The 17,407-nt window shown below is 59.3% G+C and carries 12 protein-coding genes and 2 pseudogenes; 8 read left to right on the top strand and 6 right to left on the bottom strand.

All coding sequences use genetic code 11. From position 1 onward, the window contains the following. Positions 1 to 21 precede the first annotated feature (21 nt). Complete coding sequence (locus AC07W4_RS23045; RefSeq protein WP_495034099.1) at positions 22 to 894, bottom strand: DNA/RNA non-specific endonuclease; 873 nt, start codon at positions 892 to 894, stop codon at positions 22 to 24. A gap of 329 nt (positions 895 to 1,223) precedes the next feature. On the opposite strand from AC07W4_RS23045, the gene pdxR reads away from it, so the two are divergent. The 4 genes from pdxR to AC07W4_RS23025 all read left to right on the top strand — a co-directional run bounded on the left by pdxR (position 1,224) and on the right by AC07W4_RS23025 (position 7,083). Beyond that, the gene (pdxR, locus tag AC07W4_RS23040) at positions 1,224 to 2,732 is read left to right on the top strand and encodes a MocR-like pyridoxine biosynthesis transcription factor PdxR (protein WP_495034098.1); all 1,509 of its coding nucleotides are present in this window, start codon (positions 1,224 to 1,226) and stop codon (positions 2,730 to 2,732) included. A 112-nt stretch (positions 2,733 to 2,844) separates the two neighbouring features. Then, positions 2,845 to 3,915: a sugar phosphate isomerase/epimerase family protein gene (locus tag AC07W4_RS23035; protein WP_008051001.1), complete on the top strand. Its 1,071-nt coding sequence runs from the start codon at positions 2,845 to 2,847 to the stop codon at positions 3,913 to 3,915. A gap of 51 nt (positions 3,916 to 3,966) precedes the next feature. Continuing rightward, positions 3,967 to 5,232: an MFS transporter gene (locus tag AC07W4_RS23030; protein WP_495034097.1), complete on the top strand. Its 1,266-nt coding sequence runs from the start codon at positions 3,967 to 3,969 to the stop codon at positions 5,230 to 5,232. A 363-nt stretch (positions 5,233 to 5,595) separates the two neighbouring features. Beyond that, positions 5,596 to 7,083, top strand: a complete 1,488-nt coding sequence (locus AC07W4_RS23025; protein ID WP_495034096.1) for a sensor histidine kinase — start codon at positions 5,596 to 5,598, stop codon at positions 7,081 to 7,083. Here AC07W4_RS23025 and AC07W4_RS23020 read toward each other — a convergent pair. Together AC07W4_RS23020 and AC07W4_RS23015 are read right to left on the bottom strand one after the other, a co-directional pair. Beyond that, positions 7,080 to 7,781: a response regulator gene (locus tag AC07W4_RS23020; RefSeq protein WP_495034095.1), complete on the bottom strand. Its 702-nt coding sequence runs from the start codon at positions 7,779 to 7,781 to the stop codon at positions 7,080 to 7,082. The two genes, AC07W4_RS23025 and AC07W4_RS23020, sit on opposite strands and share 4 nt — an antisense overlap. A gap of 169 nt (positions 7,782 to 7,950) precedes the next feature. Then, a complete protein-coding gene (locus AC07W4_RS23015; RefSeq protein ID WP_495034094.1) occupies positions 7,951 to 8,832 on the bottom strand; it encodes a LysR family transcriptional regulator in 882 nt (293 codons plus the stop codon). Positions 8,833 to 8,940: 108 nt separating this feature from the next. Here AC07W4_RS23015 and AC07W4_RS23010 point away from each other — a divergent pair, with 108 nt between their 5' ends. Then, positions 8,941 to 9,525, top strand: coding sequence for an isochorismatase family protein (locus AC07W4_RS23010; protein ID WP_495034093.1), 585 nt, complete (start codon positions 8,941 to 8,943; stop codon positions 9,523 to 9,525). 69 nt (positions 9,526 to 9,594) lie between these two features. Here the strand turns inward: AC07W4_RS23010 and AC07W4_RS23005 are convergent, their stop codons facing one another. Then, positions 9,595 to 10,950 (bottom strand): dicarboxylate/amino acid:cation symporter, encoded by a 1,356-nt coding sequence (locus AC07W4_RS23005; protein ID WP_495034092.1) that lies wholly within the window; start codon positions 10,948 to 10,950, stop codon positions 9,595 to 9,597. Positions 10,951 to 11,056: 106 nt separating this feature from the next. Further along, positions 11,057 to 12,112 carry a tartrate dehydrogenase gene (locus AC07W4_RS23000; protein ID WP_495034091.1) on the bottom strand — a complete coding sequence of 352 codons (1,056 nt, stop codon included), beginning with the start codon at positions 12,110 to 12,112 and terminating at the stop codon, positions 11,057 to 11,059. Positions 12,113 to 12,248: 136 nt separating this feature from the next. Here AC07W4_RS23000 and AC07W4_RS22995 point away from each other — a divergent pair, with 136 nt between their 5' ends. Next, entirely contained in the window at positions 12,249 to 13,172 is a 924-nt protein-coding gene (locus AC07W4_RS22995) for a LysR family transcriptional regulator (RefSeq protein WP_495034090.1), read from the top strand. Positions 13,173 to 13,545: 373 nt separating this feature from the next. Further along, complete coding sequence (locus AC07W4_RS22990; RefSeq protein ID WP_495034089.1) at positions 13,546 to 16,392, top strand: multicopper oxidase domain-containing protein; 2,847 nt, start codon at positions 13,546 to 13,548, stop codon at positions 16,390 to 16,392. Here AC07W4_RS22990 and AC07W4_RS22985 read toward each other — a convergent pair. Then, positions 16,389 to 16,556, bottom strand: a pseudogene (locus AC07W4_RS22985) (IS481 family transposase); the annotation flags it as partial. The gene AC07W4_RS22990 and the pseudogene AC07W4_RS22985 overlap by 4 nt on opposite strands. A gap of 223 nt (positions 16,557 to 16,779) precedes the next feature. Here AC07W4_RS22985 and AC07W4_RS22980 point away from each other — a divergent pair. After that, positions 16,780 to 17,407, top strand: a pseudogene (locus AC07W4_RS22980) (hypothetical protein); the annotation flags it as partial.

The following is a 17,407-nucleotide window of genomic DNA, read 5'->3' as shown; positions in this document are numbered from 1 at the left end:
GGGGTGCCGTTCATCAAGCCATCAGGTGCGCCCGGCGGAACCTGTCACAGGCAGATTCCCGAGCAGCTTGAGCCCGGTACTCTTCACGAACGTCTCATAGTCCATCGGCTTCTCGATACGGGTTTGCGCGTTAGGCAGCACGTAGGCCCAGGCACGTTGAGACGATGCGTCGTACACCAACTTGAACAGACGGGTCGGTACCCAGACCTGGTTGTCGCCGATGGTCGAGTGCCCCGGGTCAAAGAGCGGGCCGGTAAAGACAAACACGTTGCCATCGGCGCGCTTGGCAAACTTGCGGACGTCAGACTCGACCTTGCTCCAGATCTTGCGGTTGTTGGTCGGGTCCTGCGGGACCATGTTCGACAGCGCAAAGGATTGGGCCATCGCATTGGGATTCGGTGCATCGGCTGCCGGGGATTGATGGCCACGGTCCACAGCCGGGTGCTGGCTGCGGTAGTCGCTCAACTCGGCGCGCCCACTCTTGGGAATGCGTGGGTCCGGGTAGAACTGGTTGGTGCGCTCCTCCCCTTTGGCATCCTGCAACTGGGCCGCATTCAGGCGTTCGACAACCACCAGCGGGGTCTTGCTGGTTTGCGAGTACAGCACCGCGAAGTTGTCGGAACACAGTGCCATGGGTTTCATGGAAGCAGGCACTGTGGCCGTGTTGATCGGTTTCGCTGCCGGGAACAGTTCTGCGCAGCCGTCAAACGATGCCTGTTTCTGTTTGTTTGAATAGAGGTCCAGGGCCGCGTTCTGGCCGATCGAGCCCGAACGGGAAGTTTGTTCATGTTGCGCGGTGGGCGGCTTGAGCAGATCCAGCAGACTGCGGGCTTGCGCCCCAGGCGAGAGCAAAACAAGGGCCGACAGCCCAACTGCAATTTTGCGTAGGTACATGGGTTAAATCTTCGAGCGGGATTGAGGGATAAACGTACGGCGAGGCCCGATTCACGGAACCGGGTGGAGGGCTTGCTGATTATTTGGCGGCGATCATGCTTTCGCTGTCCTTGATCAAGTTATCGATGCGGGGCCGGTCGGTTCGACCGCCGAAGGTCATGCGGGGTGTATGGACCATGACAAGACCGGTTAGTGCAATGCCGTACTCAGCAGCCATATTATTGTGACGCTGTGGTGGATGACTTATCCAGCACCCCTCGATACCCTTTCGCCCCCGGGTGCCTGATGGCAATTCAGGCCAAACCACACTTCATCCAGACGAACCAAAAATGAAATCCTCCGCAGGTTTGCTGTTGTCAGGTATCGAACTGGACCGTACCAGCTCCATCCCCTTGTACCGCCAACTCTACTTGCAGATTCGCAAACAGATTCTCAGCGGCAGGATTCAGGGTGGCGTGCGCCTGCCATCCACCCGAACCCTGAGCAAGGAGCTGCAGCTATCGCGAATCAGCATTCTCAATGCGTTCGACCAACTGATAGCCGAAGGTTTTCTCACGTCGCGGACCGGGGCCGGGACTTACGTCGGCCATGAATGGGAAAGCCGTGGTATCGAGGATGATGAGCACAAGCGCCAGCCTCCTCGCCTGTCCGACCTGAGCCAGTCCATGCTGTCGTTGCGCAGCGATCATTTCCGCGGTGTTTCCTATGCCGACTGGGCGACCGGCAGCCCGACCTCGTTCCTGCCCAGCCACAGCGCCTACGATGCGTTCCCGCAATCGGTCTGGAAACGGCTGTTGAATCGTCATCTGCACAAGCCGACCAAGGCCATGCTCGGCTATGGCGAACTGCAAGGTTTGCTGGCCCTGCGCGAGGCGATTGCCGAGTACGTCTTCGATGCCCGTGGCATTGATTGCAGTGCCGATCAGGTGGTCATCGTGTCCGGCGCCCAGCAAGCCTTCAACCTGCTGGGCATGCTGTTGCTCAATCCGCAGGACAGCTTCTGGATGGAGGATCCGGGGCATATCGCGGCACGAATTGCGCTCCAGGCCCAGGGTGGTCAGGTCGTGCCGTTGCGTATCGACGAACAGGGGATCGATGTCCGGCAAGGCCTGGTCCTGTGTCCTGACGCCCGCCTGGTGTTTACCACACCCTCTCGCCAGCATCCCCTGGGCGTCACCATGAGTTATGGGCGGCGCCAGGAACTCATCGACTGGGCCGCCCAGAATCAAAGCTGGATCATCGAGGACGACTGCGACAGCGAATTCCGCTACAACGGCCGTCCCCTGCCGGCACTCTATGCCATGGACCAATGGGCCCGGGTTATCTACGCCGGAACCTTCAGTAAAGTGCTCTTCCCCTCGCTACGACTGGGTTACGTGATACTGCCGAACGCCCTGATCGAACCCTTCTGCACCCTGCGGGCGGTCATGGATCGCAGCCCGCCCACCCTGCTCCAGGCCGTCACGGCGGACTTCATGCGCGAAGGCCACTTTCTCGGCCATATTCGTCGAATGCGCGCCCTGTATCAGGCTCGCCAGCAGGCACTGGTCGAACACCTGCAGAAACGGCTGGGGACTTTCTTCAGGATCACGCCGGTGGAAGCCGGCATGCACCTGATCGCCTGGTTACCCGCGCATCTCGACGACGACGCCCTGGCCAGGGAACTTGGCGAGCATGGCATTCATACCTATCCCCTGAGCGACTACTGCGTCGAACATGTCTTGCCGCCGGCGCTGCTCATCGGCTTCGCCAGCACCCCTGAGGACCAGGCCGAAGCGCGCGTCGAAGCGCTGGCCCAGGCCCTGGATAAAATGGGCTACCTGCAGCCGGCCGCTTGACCCAGGGCAAGTGGTCTTATGATTTAACTGATAATGGATCTATCGAGAGTTCCTGACTGGCGCGATAAAGGCTGCGCCGGTAGACCCGGTGTCTGAACCAGGAACGACTCGAATGAACAATAAGATCCAGGAACGATTCAACGCCTTGCTCAGCCATAAGGCTGTCGAGGCCGAGGCTCCCCCCCTACTGACCGAGGCACTGGCCCGCCAGTTGCTCGACCGACTGGCGCAACTGCGCCTGTTTGCCCATGCCTATCCCTTGCTGACCAACCTGACCCACGGCCGTGTCACCCCTGGCGACCTGCTGGACTTCGCCTATCGCCACGAACTGCAGGGCCTGAGCCTGCACCTGCTCGACGGTGAGGAAAACAGCCTGAGCCAAATGAACGCTGCGCAGCTTCAGGCGTTCGCTGCCAAGGCCAATGCCCTCGGGCTCGATGTGCATCTGGAAATCAGCAGCACCCTGAAAAAGGATGTCGATCAAGTGATCGCCATCGCCAAGGCGCTGGGCACCCGCAACATCCGTGTCTACTCACGCTACGAAGGGGCGCTGTCCCGGGTCATGGACGTGATCGAGTCGGACCTGCACTACCTCGCGCAACAGGCAGACGAGCACGACCTGTTCTTCGACTTCGAGCAGCATGAAGAACTCAAGAGCGGCGAGATCGCTCAACTGCTGGGCCGCCTGAACCACCCTCGCCTGCACGCCCTGTTCGACTTCGGCAACATGATCAACGCCTGCGAACAGCCCCTGGCGGCACTGCGCGCCCTGGCCCCGCACATACGCCAGACCCACCTCAAGGGTGTGCGCATCGTGCCTGAGCAAAACGGCTTCGGGCATTACGGCGTGCTGCAAGGCAGTGACGAAGACGACCTGCCCAGCGCACGCATGTTGTTCGAATTGCTGATGCTCGGCGAATCAACCCCGCAGGTGATCGCCTTCATTCTCGAGCAGGAAAACCACTACGTCGCCCCGGCGTTCCGCCAGCTCGACGAAGCCGCCGACCCGTTCATTGCGTACCGGGAAATGAGTGAAACCGCGCTGCCCGAAGGCTTCTCGCTGGAGCGAATGCTGGCCGATGAGCACCGTTGGGCAAACAACCAGGTCGCCTACGTACGAGGTCTGCTGGCCGAGTTCCGAACCCTGGCCGAGTTGACCCTGGCCCATTGCGCTAACGCCTGAACCTGGCGTGCCGAGCGGCACTGCCTACCCAATTACGCCTGGAGAACAATAATGACATCCCAAGACAAGGCCAAATGGCTCAGATTCCTGATTCTCATCCTCGGTGGCGGCACCATCTACAAGCTGGCGAATCTCAAAGACGCCTTTTACATCCCCATGCAAGAATTCATGGGGCTGTCCCACACTGAAATCGGCGTGCTGCTGAGCGCCAACGCCATCATCGCCACCGCGCTGTTCGTGGTCGGCGGCATGCTCGCCGACCGGTACGATACGCGCAAGCTGATCCCCCTCGGCCTGATCGGCACCGGGGGCCTGGGGCTCTACCTGGCGACCTTTCCACCCTTCAGCAACCTGCTGGTTGTGTTCTGCCTGCTGGCCGTGTGTGCCGACTGCCTCTTTTGGCCTTCGCTGCTCAAAGCCATCCGCAACCTGGGCGACGATAAAGAACAGGGTCGCCTGTTCGGCCTGCTCGAAGGCGGGCGTGGCGTCATCGATACCCTGGTCGCCTTCTCTGCGCTGGGTGTCTTCGTCGCCATGGGCTCCGGTGAAAACGGTCTGAAATCGGCGATCCTCTTCTACTCGGTCATCGACATTCTTGCCGGCACCCTGACCTGGCTGCTGCTCAAGAGCGGCAAAACCCAGTCGACCGTCAAGCCCAAGAACGGGTTGTCCAACCTGCTCGAGGCCATCAAGGTGCCGGGCATCTGGCTGGTCAGCCTCAACGTGTTCATGGTCTACATCGTGTACTGCGGCCTGACCTATTTCATTCCCTACCTCAAGGAAATGTACGAACTGCCCGTGGCCCTGGTAGGCGCCTACGGCATCATCAACCAGTACTTCCTCAAGATCCTGGGCGGCCCTGCCGGCGGCTTCATTGCCGACAAACAGTTCAAGAGTTCCAGCCGCTATCTGAAGTGGGCATTCCTGGCGTTGTTGCCGCTGATGGGCGTCATCATGCTCATCCCGAAAAGCCCGGATTTCATCTACGCCGGCATGGCGGCCACCCTTTCCTTCGCGCTGATTGTCTTTTCCATGCGCGGCGTGTTCTGGGCACCCATGGGTGAAGTCGGCATTCCCCAGCACATCACCGGTTCAGCCTTTGGGATCGGTTGCCTGATCGGCTATGCGCCCGGCATGTTCGCCTACGTCATCTATGGCGCAATCCTTGACCACTTCCCGGGTCAACAGGGCTACAACTACGTGTTCTCGTTGATGAGCGTATTGGCCATTGTCGGGTTCATGGTGTCCAGCCTGCTGTATCAAGCGGTCCGCAAGAATGCCACGATCACTGGCAAGGTCAGCGCCGCGCAAGCCTGAATATAGGTGGGTGTACGCATTGCGGCGGTAACCGAATCCTCTCGGTTACCGCCGCACAGTGTCGCCATCAAAAATTGCCGTTCGACGTCGGTTCGTTCCACCTCGAACCGGTGTATCTGGCGCAACGCCAACATGAGCCGGCGCTGGCGTGGTTGGTCTAGCAAATCCTGGCGGTGCGGCCGGCTTGAACCGGCGATGCTCCGGCTGATCATCGGTGGGGCCTGGTACGCCCGTGAAACTGTCGGATCGCCATACAGTGAACTAATGTCAGTCATGGGCGTAGCGTCCACAGCGAGTCTCCAGATATCCGTTGAGTTGCAGGGTTTCCAACTGACATATCAAGATGATCAAGGAACCAGGCCGATGGAAAAAGATGCCAGAGTCGAATCAGAAAACCAGACGTTTACCGCACCGCAAACCGAGGCCTTGGGCGAACCGGCCCCGGTTTGCGAAGTGACTGGCAATGGCATCTGGCGCACACGCATCGGGGGCCAGGCGCGCGAACTCAGTCGCTCGACCCAGTTTGTCATTGTCGCCGCAGTGATCCTGGGGCTGACCATGGTCTTCGTCGGCAATCTGGTGAGCGAGCGGATAGAAAATGCCGCTGTGCATAGCGCAGCAGAAGCTGCCGCTCAGTACATGGATACGTTTCTTGAGCCCTATGTGCAGGAAATGAGCCGGGACAACGCCCTCTCGGCTGCAAGTGTCCAGTCCCTGGACCGCCTCGCGCAAAGTCATTCGCTCAAACAGCACATTGTCTCGATCAAGATCTGGCGACCGGATGGCACGGTGATCTACGGCACGAACAGAGCTATCACCGACCGAAAATTCCCACTCGATGAAATCACCGAGGCACTCAAGGGCAGTGTGGTCACCGACCTTAAAGACCTGGACGAGGATGAGAACGAGTTCGAACGCAAGCTCAACGTACCGCTCTATGAGATCTACGCGCCCCTGCGGGATTCACACACCGGAGATATCATCGCGGTGGGCGAATTCTATGAAAAGGCCGATAGCCTCAAGCGCGAGATCAGTCGCGTCCGGCAGCAGGTATGGGCGGATGTGGGCACCGCGACACTGGCAATGCTGACGCTGCTCTTCTTCATCGTGCGACGCAGTGACAAGATTATCCAGCAACAGCAAGTAGCGCTGCGCTTGCGGCTGCAGGAGCAAACCCGCTTGCACATCAGCAATGCCGAACTCCAGCACAAGATGGCGACGGCTACCCAGGAGTTTTCCCGGGTCAACGAACTCACCTTGCGGCGCATTGGCGCAGACCTGCACGATGGGCCGGCGCAGTTGTTGACCTTGATCCTGATCCGCCTCGACGACCTGGCCGAAAACTGCTCCGCGGTCGATCAGGAGTCGCTGGAAACCATTCGTGGCGCGGCCACCGACGCATTGAATGAGGTCCGCGATTTATCACGAGGCCTGGCCCTTCCGGAAATCAACGAATTGAGCCTGGTGGAAGAGTTGCAACTGGTGGCGCAACGGCACGAGCAACGCACTGGCACCCGGGTCACTTTAACCATGGGGCGGCTACCGGAGGCCGCGCCACTGCCGCTCAAACTCTGTTTGTACCGTTTTGTGCAAGAAACCCTCAACAACGCTTACCGTCATGCCAACGGCGAAAGTCAGGTCATCCGGGCGCAATACATTGATGAGGTATTGGACATCAGCGTCGGGGACGGTGGTCCGGGCATGACGGCGGACGCCATGCTGCTCGAGACATCCGGCAGAACCCGATTGGGGCTCGCCGGTTTGCGTTATCGCGTTGAATCCCTGGGCGGGTTGTTCAGCATCGACTCCAGTGCCTCGGGTACGTCGGTCAATGCACGGTTCAAACTCTAGTCAGGGCCGCTGCGGGCATCCATCGGTGTTTTCCCTTCGTCGTTGTGAAGGCGCCCGACAGCTTCACGCTCCCAGTAACGCCGCAGAGCCGTGACCGCTTCGACGCGATTTCGGGCGTGCAGTTTGTGCATCACGCAGCCCATGTGGTGCTTGACGGTTTTTTCGCTGATCGCCAGTCTTGTCGCGACTTCCCTGTTGGTCAGACCCTTTGAAACCTCTCGAATGACCTCCTCCTCGCGATGGGTCAGATCAAAGTTGGGCGTTTGCGCTTCGTGCTTCTGGCTGTTACTCAGCAGTTTGTTGGCAAGCTCGGGGGTGATAAAGGTCTCACCCTTGGCAACCGACCTGATCGCCAGGATCAGGTCCGGTCCGCTGACACCTTTCAACACATACCCGCGCGCGCCGGCATCCAGTGCCAGAAGGGCGTCATCTTCGGATTCCGAAACCGTCAGCATCAGCACCTTCACATCCGACAGTTCCGTGGAAATGAATCGCACCGCGGCGAAAACATCCCCCGGCATATTGACGTCCATCAGCATCACGTCCGGGCGCTCCCTCTGGGCAATATCCCTGGCATCCTGCGCATTGGCGCCCTGCTCCACGACTTGAAGATCCGTTCGTTTTCTCAATGTATTGGCAACGCCCTCACGCAGCAACGGGTGATCGTCGACAATGCCGATGCGAATGAATGGACTCATGAGGCGCTCCCGCAAGAATAAGCATTCGAATACACATTGATTAATAGCAGGGAACCCGGGAAGCCGCCGGTCATCAGTTGTATGTCCCGGGCTCCAGGCGTTCGGATATCAGACTCAGGTCGGATGCAACTGGTTCATCCCGGGCACCCGTAAACCGCCAGGAGACTGGTTATGCGCCTTCAAGTTGATCGCGTAAAAATTCGATGAACCGCTGGGTTTTCGCCGGTAACAGACGCGTTTCGGTCAACGCATACACTGAGACGGGCGAGACGTGCCACTCAGGCAAGACCTTGTGCAGTACGCCGTTGATCAGGTCTTGCTCAGCAATGCCCTCGGGCAATAAGACGATACCCAGGTCCAGTGCTGCCAGGCGTCTGAGCATACCGACGCTGTTGAGTTCGAAACGCCCGCCCACATCGACCTCCACGCTCCCTGTGTCGCCGGACAACGTCCAGCGGTCCGCACCCGGACCGCGCAAGCGCAGGCACTCGTGGCGGCTCAAATCCGAAGGCTGCTCCGGGGCACCGAACATCTCCAGATACTTGGGCGAGGCATACAGGCCGCGCCGCAAACTGGCGAGCTTGCGGGCAATCAGGTTTGAATTTGGCGGTTCTCCCATCCGGATCACCACATCCACCGGATCACTGATCAGGTCCACCTGGCGCGGGCTCAGATCGAACTCAAAGCTGATACCGGGATAGAGCCGGGCAAACTCCGCGATCAACGGCGCCAGGTAGACCGTAGCGAAGTCCACCGGCAACGAAGCCCGGAGCAAACCGCTGGGCCGGGCCAGCATCTCCCCCAACTGCTCGTGCGCCAAACGGGCTTCATCGACGATCCGTTTGCAGCGCTCAAAGTACAACTGGCCAGCCTCGGTCGGTTCGATCTTGCGTGTGGTGCGGTGCAACAGCCGCAAGCCGATGCCTTTCTCCAGCTCGCTTATGCGCCGGGACAGGGTCGAATTGGGGATCCCCAGGGTTTCTGCCGCGCGACTGAAACTGCGCGCCTTTACCACCTCGACAAACAGCGCCATATCGTTGAGATATTCCAAGGCATTATCCCGTTAATGGATTAGTCATTTCGCTTTTCGATGATTTATCCCGATTTCGAATTGATCAATCATAACCACATCACCTAACTTGCAGTCAGGAGAGTCATCATGAACTACGAAAAATTCAGTGCAGACAACGCCGCCCTGCTGTTGATCGATCACCAGGTGGGGACCATGGGCTGGGTCAAATCCATTGCGTTCCAAGAGTTGAAACGCAATGCCCTGATGCTCGCCAAAGCGGCCAGTATCCTGAAACTGCCGGTGGTGCTGACCTCCAGCATGGAGGAATACGCACAAGGCCCGCTGCTCAGTGAACTGGAGCAGATCCTGCCTGTGGCGTTCGCTTCGCGAGTCAAACGCCTGGGTATCGTCAATGCCATGGACGATGAAAACTTCGCCGCCGCCGTCAAGGCTACCGGCCGCAAAAAACTGATCATTGCCGGTGTCACCAATGACGTCTGCACCGTTTACCCGGCCCTTAGCCTGGTACGTGACGGCTTTGAAGTTCAGGTAGTCGCTGATGGCGGAGGTTCACCCAGCGTCATGGCCGATGACATCGCCCTGCGCCGAATGGACAAGGGCGGCGTGACATTGACCACCACCAACCAGTTGATTGCCGAACTGGCTGGAAGCTGGGCGACTCCAGAAGGTGGGCAGTTGGTACAAGTGCTGATGGAAGCACTTCAAGGTTAAGACGTTTACAGGGCAACGGACTGAATCTCGTATCGAGGTTCAGTCCGCCTGCCAAGGGTCCCCGGATACTTACGCTCGCGAGGCTTTGTCAAGGCTGGGCAGCAAGGGACTGCTCGCTATCGATGAATGGGTATGAACAGCCTCCGCCCGCACCTCCTCGGGCTTTTGCTCCTCGATCTCACCATTGAGTGCCTTGTGCATCTTGACGGTGTCCAGCGCCCCGACCCATTTGGCAATCGCCATGGTGCCCACACCATTGCCGATAGTGTTGGTGATTGCCCGCGCTTCCGACATGAACCGGTCGACACCCAGCAACAACACCATGCCCGCCACCGGTATGGTGCCCAGGGAAGACAAGGTAGCGGCCAGAATGATGAACCCGGAACCGGTGACACCTGCCGAGCCTTTTGAGGTGAACATCAGCACCGCCAGCACGATCAGTTGATCGGTCAGGGTCAACGGCGTGTTGGTCGCCTGGGCAATGAATATCGCGGCAATGGTGTAGTAGATCGCTTGCCCGTCCGGGTTGAAGGTCAGGCCGGAGGGAATGATCATCCCGGCGACGGGTTTGGACACCCCGACCTTCTCCATTTTCGAAATCATCTGTGGCAGCACCGACTCCGAAGAGCTGGTACCCAGCACGGTGAACAATTCTTCCTTGATGAACTTCAAGAACTTCCACAGGCTGAAACCGCTGTAGCGGCATATCGGGCCGAGCACGAAGATCACGAACACGGCACAGGTGAGATAGACGCAAGCCATCAACTTGCCCAGAGAGAACAGCGAGCCGAAGCCATACTTGCCGATCGTGAAGGCGATGGCACCAAATGCGCCGATCGGTGCCAGGCGCATGACCATGTTGACGATGCGGAACATACCCTGCATCAGGCTATCGAGCGTATCGACGAATGCCTTGCCCCGTGGCCCTACATGCGCCAGGGCGATGCCCAGCAGAATGGAAAACAGCAGGATCTGCAGCACATTGCCCTTGGCGAACGCATCCACGATGGTGTCAGGGATGATGTTCATGACGAAGTCCATGAACGATGCATGTTTCACCGCCGAGGTGTAGGTGGCCAGGCTGGAGGTGTCGAGGGTGGCGACATCGATATTCATGCCGGCACCGGGCTTGAACACATCGACCACCACCAGGCCGACCACCAGCGCCAGGGTCGAGACCACTTCGAAATAGAGCAAGGCCCGAAAGCCCACACGCCCCAGTTCTTTCATGTTTTCCATGCGGGCAATCCCTGTGACCACGGTCAGGAAGATCACCGGAGCGAGGAGCATCTTGATCAATTTGATGAAGGCATCGCCCAAAGGTTTGAGCGCAGCGCCGGTTTCGGGAACGAACACGCCGACGATGGCGCCGAGGATCACGGCGATCAGCACTTGCACATAGAGTTTGCCGAATATTCTTTTCATGACAGGGCCCTGATTTTTTATTGTTGTCAGGAAATGCCAAGGAGTCAGATCAACTGACCTGCTCCTCGGCGTTGTGCCGCAGTACTGCCTGCAAGCGCTGGAAAAATCAGCGGTTGATCAATGCGATGACCGCATCCGTGATCTGGCGGGTGGTGGCGTTGCCGCCAAGGTCCGGGGTATGCAAACCACTTTCGGTCACCGCTTCGATCGCGGACATCAACTGCTTGGCACTGGCGTTTTCACCGAGATGCTCGAGCATCATCGCGGCCGTCCAGAACGTCGCGATCGGGTTGGCTACACCTTTGCCGGTGATGTCGAACGCCGAGCCGTGGATCGGTTCGAACATCGATGGGAATTGACGTGACGGGTTGAGGTTGGCGGTCGGTGCGATGCCCAGGCTGCCGGACAGTGCCGCGGCCAGGTCAGACAGGATGTCGGCGTGCAGGTTGGTGGCGACGATCACATCCAGCGTCGACGGTTTGAGCACCATGCGCGTGGTCACCGCATCGACCAGTTCCTTGTCGATCCTGACGTCCGGGAAATCCTTGGCCACTTCGTAGAAAATCTCGTCCCACAGCACCATGCCATGACGCTGGGCGTTGGACTTGGTGACCATGGTCAGGTGCTTGCGCGGACGACTGCGCGCCAGTTCGAAAGCGAAACGGTGAATGCGCTCGACGCCGGCACGGGTGAATACCGAGACTTCGGTGGCGACCTCCTCCGGCAGGCCACGGTGTACCCGACCACCGTTGCCGGAGTACTCACCTTCGGAGTTTTCCCGCACCACCACCCAGTCGATTTGATCGCCGTTGTGCAGCGGGCTCTTCACCCCCGGCAGTACCCGGGCAGGACGTACGTTGGCGTATTGGTCGAAGCCCTGGCAAATCGGCAGGCGCAACCCCCAGAGTGAAATGTGGTCCGGTACGTTGAGCGCGCCCACTGCACCGAAGAAGATGGCATCGAAGGTTTTCAGTTCTTCCAGGCCACCTTCGGGAATGTAGTAGCCGTTTTTCAGGTAGTTATCCGAGTTCCAGTCGAAATGTTTGAAATCCAGCTGGAAGCCGGACTTTTTCGACAGGGCTTGCAGCACCTCGACGCCAGCGGCGATCACTTCGACACCGATGCCATCACCTGGAACCGCTGCAATCTTGTATGTGCTCATGTTCAACTCCACTCTCGTAAGTTTCTTGTTGTGCCTGTCGAACGGGCTGTTCAATCAGGGTGTGAGCGGAGTATATGTAGTGAACAAATAGGTGTGAGTTACTCATAATCACTACATAATTAACTTAGAGTTACGAATGAGCCAGACCCTGGATTTGTCGTTTTTCTACCTCTTGGCCAATAAAGGCAGTCTTGCCGCGACTGCACGGGAACTGGGTATCACGCCGCCGGCGGTCAGCAAGCGTCTCACTGCGCTGGAGGCTCGACTGGGCATCCGCCTGGTCAATCGCACCACGCGCTCCATGAGCCTGACTTCGGAAGGTGAACTGCTGTTTTCCCACGCCGCCCGCATCCTGACGCAGATCGATGAGGTCGAGCGGTTGATCCACAGCAGTCGGGCCACCCCCAAAGGCCTGATTCGGGTCAACGCGTCGCTGGGTTTCGGTCGCCGATACATCGGCCCGGCCCTGGGTGCATTCTTCGCCCAGTACCCGGAGGTGGAGGTGCAGCTGGAAATCAGCGATCACCCCCTGGACCTGACGACCCATGGGTTCGACCTGGGCATACGCTTCGGCACCCTCCCGGACGCCGCCTTCCACGCCCGCAAGATCGCGTCCAATCGCCGTCTTCTATGCGCTTCGCCGCTGTACCTGGAAAAGCATGGTGTGCCGCAACGCCTGTCGGACCTGCAGCAACACAACTGCATTTTTCTCAGGCAAAACGAAACGCCCTACGGTGTGTGGAGTTTCACCAACGGGGGGCGCACGCAAAACATCAAGGTCCGTGGCGCATTGGGCTGCAATGACGGCGAAGTGGCCCTGAATTGGGCGCTTGAAGGCTACGGCATTCTGTTGCGCGCCGAATGGGACATTGCCCGATACGTGCGCAGCGGCCGCTTGCGATTAGTGCTGGAAGAGCAGACCCCGACCCGCGCCGATGTATATGCGGTGTACCCGCAACAGTTACACCTGTCAGCCCGTGTGCGCAGCCTGATCGATTTCCTGGTGGAGCGTTTCCGGCACATTGACCACCTGGATGAAACGACAGGCCTGCACGACTGAACAGCCTGGGCCCGCAGTCACTTCCGCCAGCAGAGAGCACCGATGAAGTCGGGTTCAATGACGGCAATCGGTCATCGAAACATTCAGAAAGTGGCCAAGTCTCCTGGCCCAAACACCCCGCACAATTGCACCCGGTATTGGGGGATATTCCCCGTCATCGGGGTATTCATCCTGGCTGCTCATCCGCCAGCCTGAAGCCGACGGATAAGGGGACACGGCGTAGAGCCATCATTCACCTCCTGTCACTTTCGGCGGGGAATATGCATCGTTCCCATCCCGGCCCGACATCAAGCATTTCGCCAGCCGGGCTGGAAGCTGTGGCTCGTTATCCATGTATTGCCACGCTTCGAGGAACCCGCCAGAGGTGTTTGCGATGAAACTGGATGCCGGAAGGCCGAAACCTGGTCCATTGTCCAAAACCAGACTGGCGTTGAGTATCTCTGCTGCCGTGATCGTGTTTGGGCTGGGCTTGTCCCAGACCCGGGCAGCCCCCCTCGACAACACCGATCCACCGCCTCCTACCGACCCATCGGCGTTCACCAATCAGCCCGCCGACCCAAATGCCGCATTGAGGGACTTGCTCAAGTTGCCTCCCGCAAACGTCGGCGCTTTCGATTTGCCCAATGGAGTAGTCGGTAACCGCCGAACCCCCTTGGTCGACAATGTGCTGCCACCCGATCTGCAACCCGGTTTCAATATCCCTACCAACGGCAACGCCAGCCCGGTGTTCGGGGTTCAACCGTTCACCCAGAAGCTTGAACTGTTCGAGGAGTTCGGCTCGAACAAACTGGATGCGACCGACCCGCCATCACCCGTTCCGTTTCCGGTTCCGACGCTGGGCCCCGCGCCGGCGCAAGATCCATTGAACGTAGCGCGTAGCGGCCCGTCGCCGGCGGCGCTGGATGCCTTTCTCAGAGAGCCGGCATTGACGCCCTTCCCGACAGAGTTCTCCAATGTACTGGACCGCAACCCCTGGAAGGCGCAGATCGAGCTTTTCCTCAACCGCCGGGTCGATTCCCCCGCAGAAGGCCGGCCACCGGGCAAAGGCTGGTCGCACCAGCGTTTCAATGAGTTTTTCCCGCGCGACGCTTTCAAGACTGTGCAAGCCGGCGCGCACGTCAACAGCGGCTTGCGTGATCGTATGCAACGGCATAACTACGCCGTGGGGGAATTTGCGCCAGGCGGGCTCTACCACAACACCAACGGCAACCCGAACAACGAGGGCACGACCAAGGGCATTCAAGTGCAGTTTCACGCCAACTTCCCTGTCCAGGACCATAATTCGTTGTGGACCTTCGACGGCACCTTTCCGCCCAAACTGCTCCTGGTACGCTATGGCCAGGCGATGCTGATGCGTCATTACGATGCATTGCCCATTGACCCGTCCGCCAACCGGGGCTTTGGCCTGCACACCCTCTCCACCCACGAACATAACGGCCACTCCCCGGCCGAAAGCGACGGTTTTGCCAACGCGTTCTTCTTCCCGGGGCAGTACTACGACTATCGCTGGCCGATCCAGTTGGCCGGTTACGACAGCATCAATACCAGCGCTCAGGATCCGCGTGCGGCGTTCCCCTGCGACCCCGGTGAAACCCTGTTCGTCAACGACGCCAACCCCGGCTTCAAGACTTGCGAGCAAGGCACCATCAAGATCCGTGGCGACTGGCGCGAAACCATGAGCAGCCACTGGTTCCACGACCACATGCTCGATTTCACCGCGCAGAATGTCTACAAGGGCAATGCGACGATGATGAACTACTACAGCGCCGTGGACCGCGGCAACGAGTCGGTCGACGACGGGGTCAACCTGCGCTTGCCCAGCGGTTCGGCGCTGAGCTGGGGTAATCGCGACTATGACGTCAACCTGACGATCGCCGACAAGGCCTGGGACCAGGCCGGCCAGTTGTGGTTCAACCCCTTCAACACCGACGGTTTTCTCGGTGACCAGGTGCTGACCAACTGGGAGTACAAGCCCTTCCTGGACGTACGTGCCCGCCGCTACCGTTTGCGCATTCTCAACGGATCGGTTTCTCGCTACTTCAAGCTGGCGGTGGTGCGTCAGGTCAGTGGCAATGGTGGTGAGTTTCCCGGCCCGAACGGCTCCGGAGTTTCATACAACCGGGTGCCGTTCCACATGATTGCCAACGACGGCAATATCATGGAGCACGCGGTGCCGTTCGATGGCAGCCTGGACCTCGATGGCGACGGCGACACACAGAACCACAATGCCATTCTGCCGATACAGGGCATTTCCGAACGCTATGACATCGTCGTCGACTTCGCGAAAAACGGCATCAGCCCGGGCGACAAGATTTTCTTCGTCAATATCGAGGAGCATGAAGACGGCAAGCGCCCTAATCGCGACATTCCATTGGCCGATGTACTCTCCGGGAAATACCTGCCCGTTGTCAGGCAAACCAGCCACGGGCCACAGTGGGTCAACGGTGACCCGGGCGTGGGCCTGTTCCTGCAATTGAACGTCCAGCCTTACACCGGCCAGGATGTCAGCATGAACCCGGTCGACTTCGAGCCTGCCAAGCCTGGCAAGCCCGAGGGCAAGTTCATGATCCCCCTGCCCTTGAACCGTGATGACCCTGCCGATATCGCCCGGCTTGCCCAGGCGCGGCACCGCACCTTTATCTTCGGCCGCTCCAACGGCACGGATTTCAAGCCCTGGACGATCAAGACCGATGGCGGCGAAGGCTTCGGCATGGACCCGCGCCGGATTTCAGCCGCGCCACAACTGGCCACCGGCCCTACGCCGGCGGGGTTCAAGGGTGAAGGCACGCTGGAAATCTGGAAGATCCAGAACGGCGGCAATGGCTGGAGTCACCCGGTGCATGTGCACTTCGAGGAAGGGATCATTCTCACTCGAGGTGGCAAACCACCACCCGAATGGGAAAAAGGCGCGCGCAAGGATATCTACAATGTAGGCCGCCATCCCGAGAGCCTCGACAATGTCGAAATGGCCTTACGCATCCGTGAGTTTGCCGGTACCTACATGGAGCACTGCCACAACACCCAGCATGAGGACACGGCGATGCTGCTGCGTTGGGACTCCGAGCACCCGGGCCAGATCCAGTTGATGCCCACACCCTTGCCCAGCTGGGATGGCGTTAAATTCGTGAACTCGGTTGCGTTGCCGACATTCCGTACGGGAGATGGCGTCGGGCCACAGGTCAAGGTCGACAATGACCAAGGAAGCGGCAGCGGTGGCTAGCTGTTTGGTCCCGGAATGAGATGGTGCGGATTAATTGTGAAACGGTCTGGATTTTGAGTCCAGGCCTCGCAGATCACCTTGAAGGGAGTACGCCATCGCAAGGCCTTCAGATGCCTAGCGAAGTTGTAGGCCATCACGAAAGCCTATAGGTGGGCCTTCAGAGCATAAAAAACGGGATATCTGCCACCGACCGTTTACGAACGGGCAATGGCATCGAAACCACCTATTGAGGTGTCCGGAATTAGTTGACCACTGCAAATCAGCCCCGGCGAAACACCTACCACTCATCAGAAACCCCTCCCGACCTGTCAGATCTGACAGTAGGCAGCCCCACCCCGTCAGGCTTTAAATCACTCCGTCCCCCATCCCTCGACTGGAGTCTCTTCCATGGCCTCGTCCCGCTCCCCCGACGACCACATCAACCTTTTGCGCGAGCTGGGCATTCCCGGGCGCACCAAGGACCCGATCTCCACCAGTCCCGATGTCTGGGGCCTGAACATCGCGGCGGTGCTGGACAATTTCCCGCGCCATGGCCTGCAATGCACGGCCGGCCCCTGGGGGGTCATGGGGCGAGGCGACCGCCTGGTGATTTTTTGGGGCCCCGCCAATCAGGTGCTGCAAAAGACCGTGGCCGCTTCAGAGGTCGACAAGGAGTTGCGGATGTTCGTGGAGCCGCGGCACATCCTTGCCGGCAACTTCGATGTCTCCTACACCGTGACCCGTCTGGGCCAGACGGCCGAGCCCTCCGAAGTGATGAAGGTGTTCGTCAAGCTCACCCGCCCCGGTGGCAAGGATGACAACGACACGCCAGGCCACTCCAAACTGATCATGCACATTCCCCGCGACATTCTCGAGGGCGGCATCGATCAGGACAACGTGGCCGCGGGCGTCGACATCAGGATTGAACCCTACCCGAACATCGCCCCGGGTGACGTGATCCGCCTGAGCTGGGGCGGGGTCTTCGTGTTCAGCCCGCCTTTGACCCAGGATCAGGCCGACGGCAAAACGCCGATCG

Source organism: Pseudomonas sp. GW821-FHT02A08, assembly GCF_059422045.1.
Note: the sequence above shows the minus strand (reverse complement) of the source record. Positions and strands in the feature narration are given on the sequence as shown.

Bases quoted from the DNA above. Each gene is read 5' to 3' on its own strand.
- AC07W4_RS23045 (WP_495034099.1), bottom strand. From the start codon at position 894: ATGTACCTACGCAAAATTGCAGTTGGGCTGTCGGCCCTTGTTTTGCTC.
- pdxR (WP_495034098.1), top strand. From the start codon at position 1,224: ATGAAATCCTCCGCAGGTTTGCTGTTGTCAGGTATCGAACTGGACCGT.
- AC07W4_RS23035 (WP_008051001.1), top strand. From the start codon at position 2,845: ATGAACAATAAGATCCAGGAACGATTCAACGCCTTGCTCAGCCATAAG.
- AC07W4_RS23030 (WP_495034097.1), top strand. From the start codon at position 3,967: ATGACATCCCAAGACAAGGCCAAATGGCTCAGATTCCTGATTCTCATC.
- AC07W4_RS23025 (WP_495034096.1), top strand. From the start codon at position 5,596: ATGGAAAAAGATGCCAGAGTCGAATCAGAAAACCAGACGTTTACCGCA.
- AC07W4_RS23020 (WP_495034095.1), bottom strand. From the start codon at position 7,781: ATGAGTCCATTCATTCGCATCGGCATTGTCGACGATCACCCGTTGCTG.
- AC07W4_RS23010 (WP_495034093.1), top strand. From the start codon at position 8,941: ATGAACTACGAAAAATTCAGTGCAGACAACGCCGCCCTGCTGTTGATC.
- AC07W4_RS23005 (WP_495034092.1), bottom strand. From the start codon at position 10,950: ATGAAAAGAATATTCGGCAAACTCTATGTGCAAGTGCTGATCGCCGTG.
- AC07W4_RS23000 (WP_495034091.1), bottom strand. From the start codon at position 12,112: ATGAGCACATACAAGATTGCAGCGGTTCCAGGTGATGGCATCGGTGTC.
- AC07W4_RS22995 (WP_495034090.1), top strand. From the start codon at position 12,249: ATGAGCCAGACCCTGGATTTGTCGTTTTTCTACCTCTTGGCCAATAAA.
- AC07W4_RS22990 (WP_495034089.1), top strand. From the start codon at position 13,546: ATGAAACTGGATGCCGGAAGGCCGAAACCTGGTCCATTGTCCAAAACC.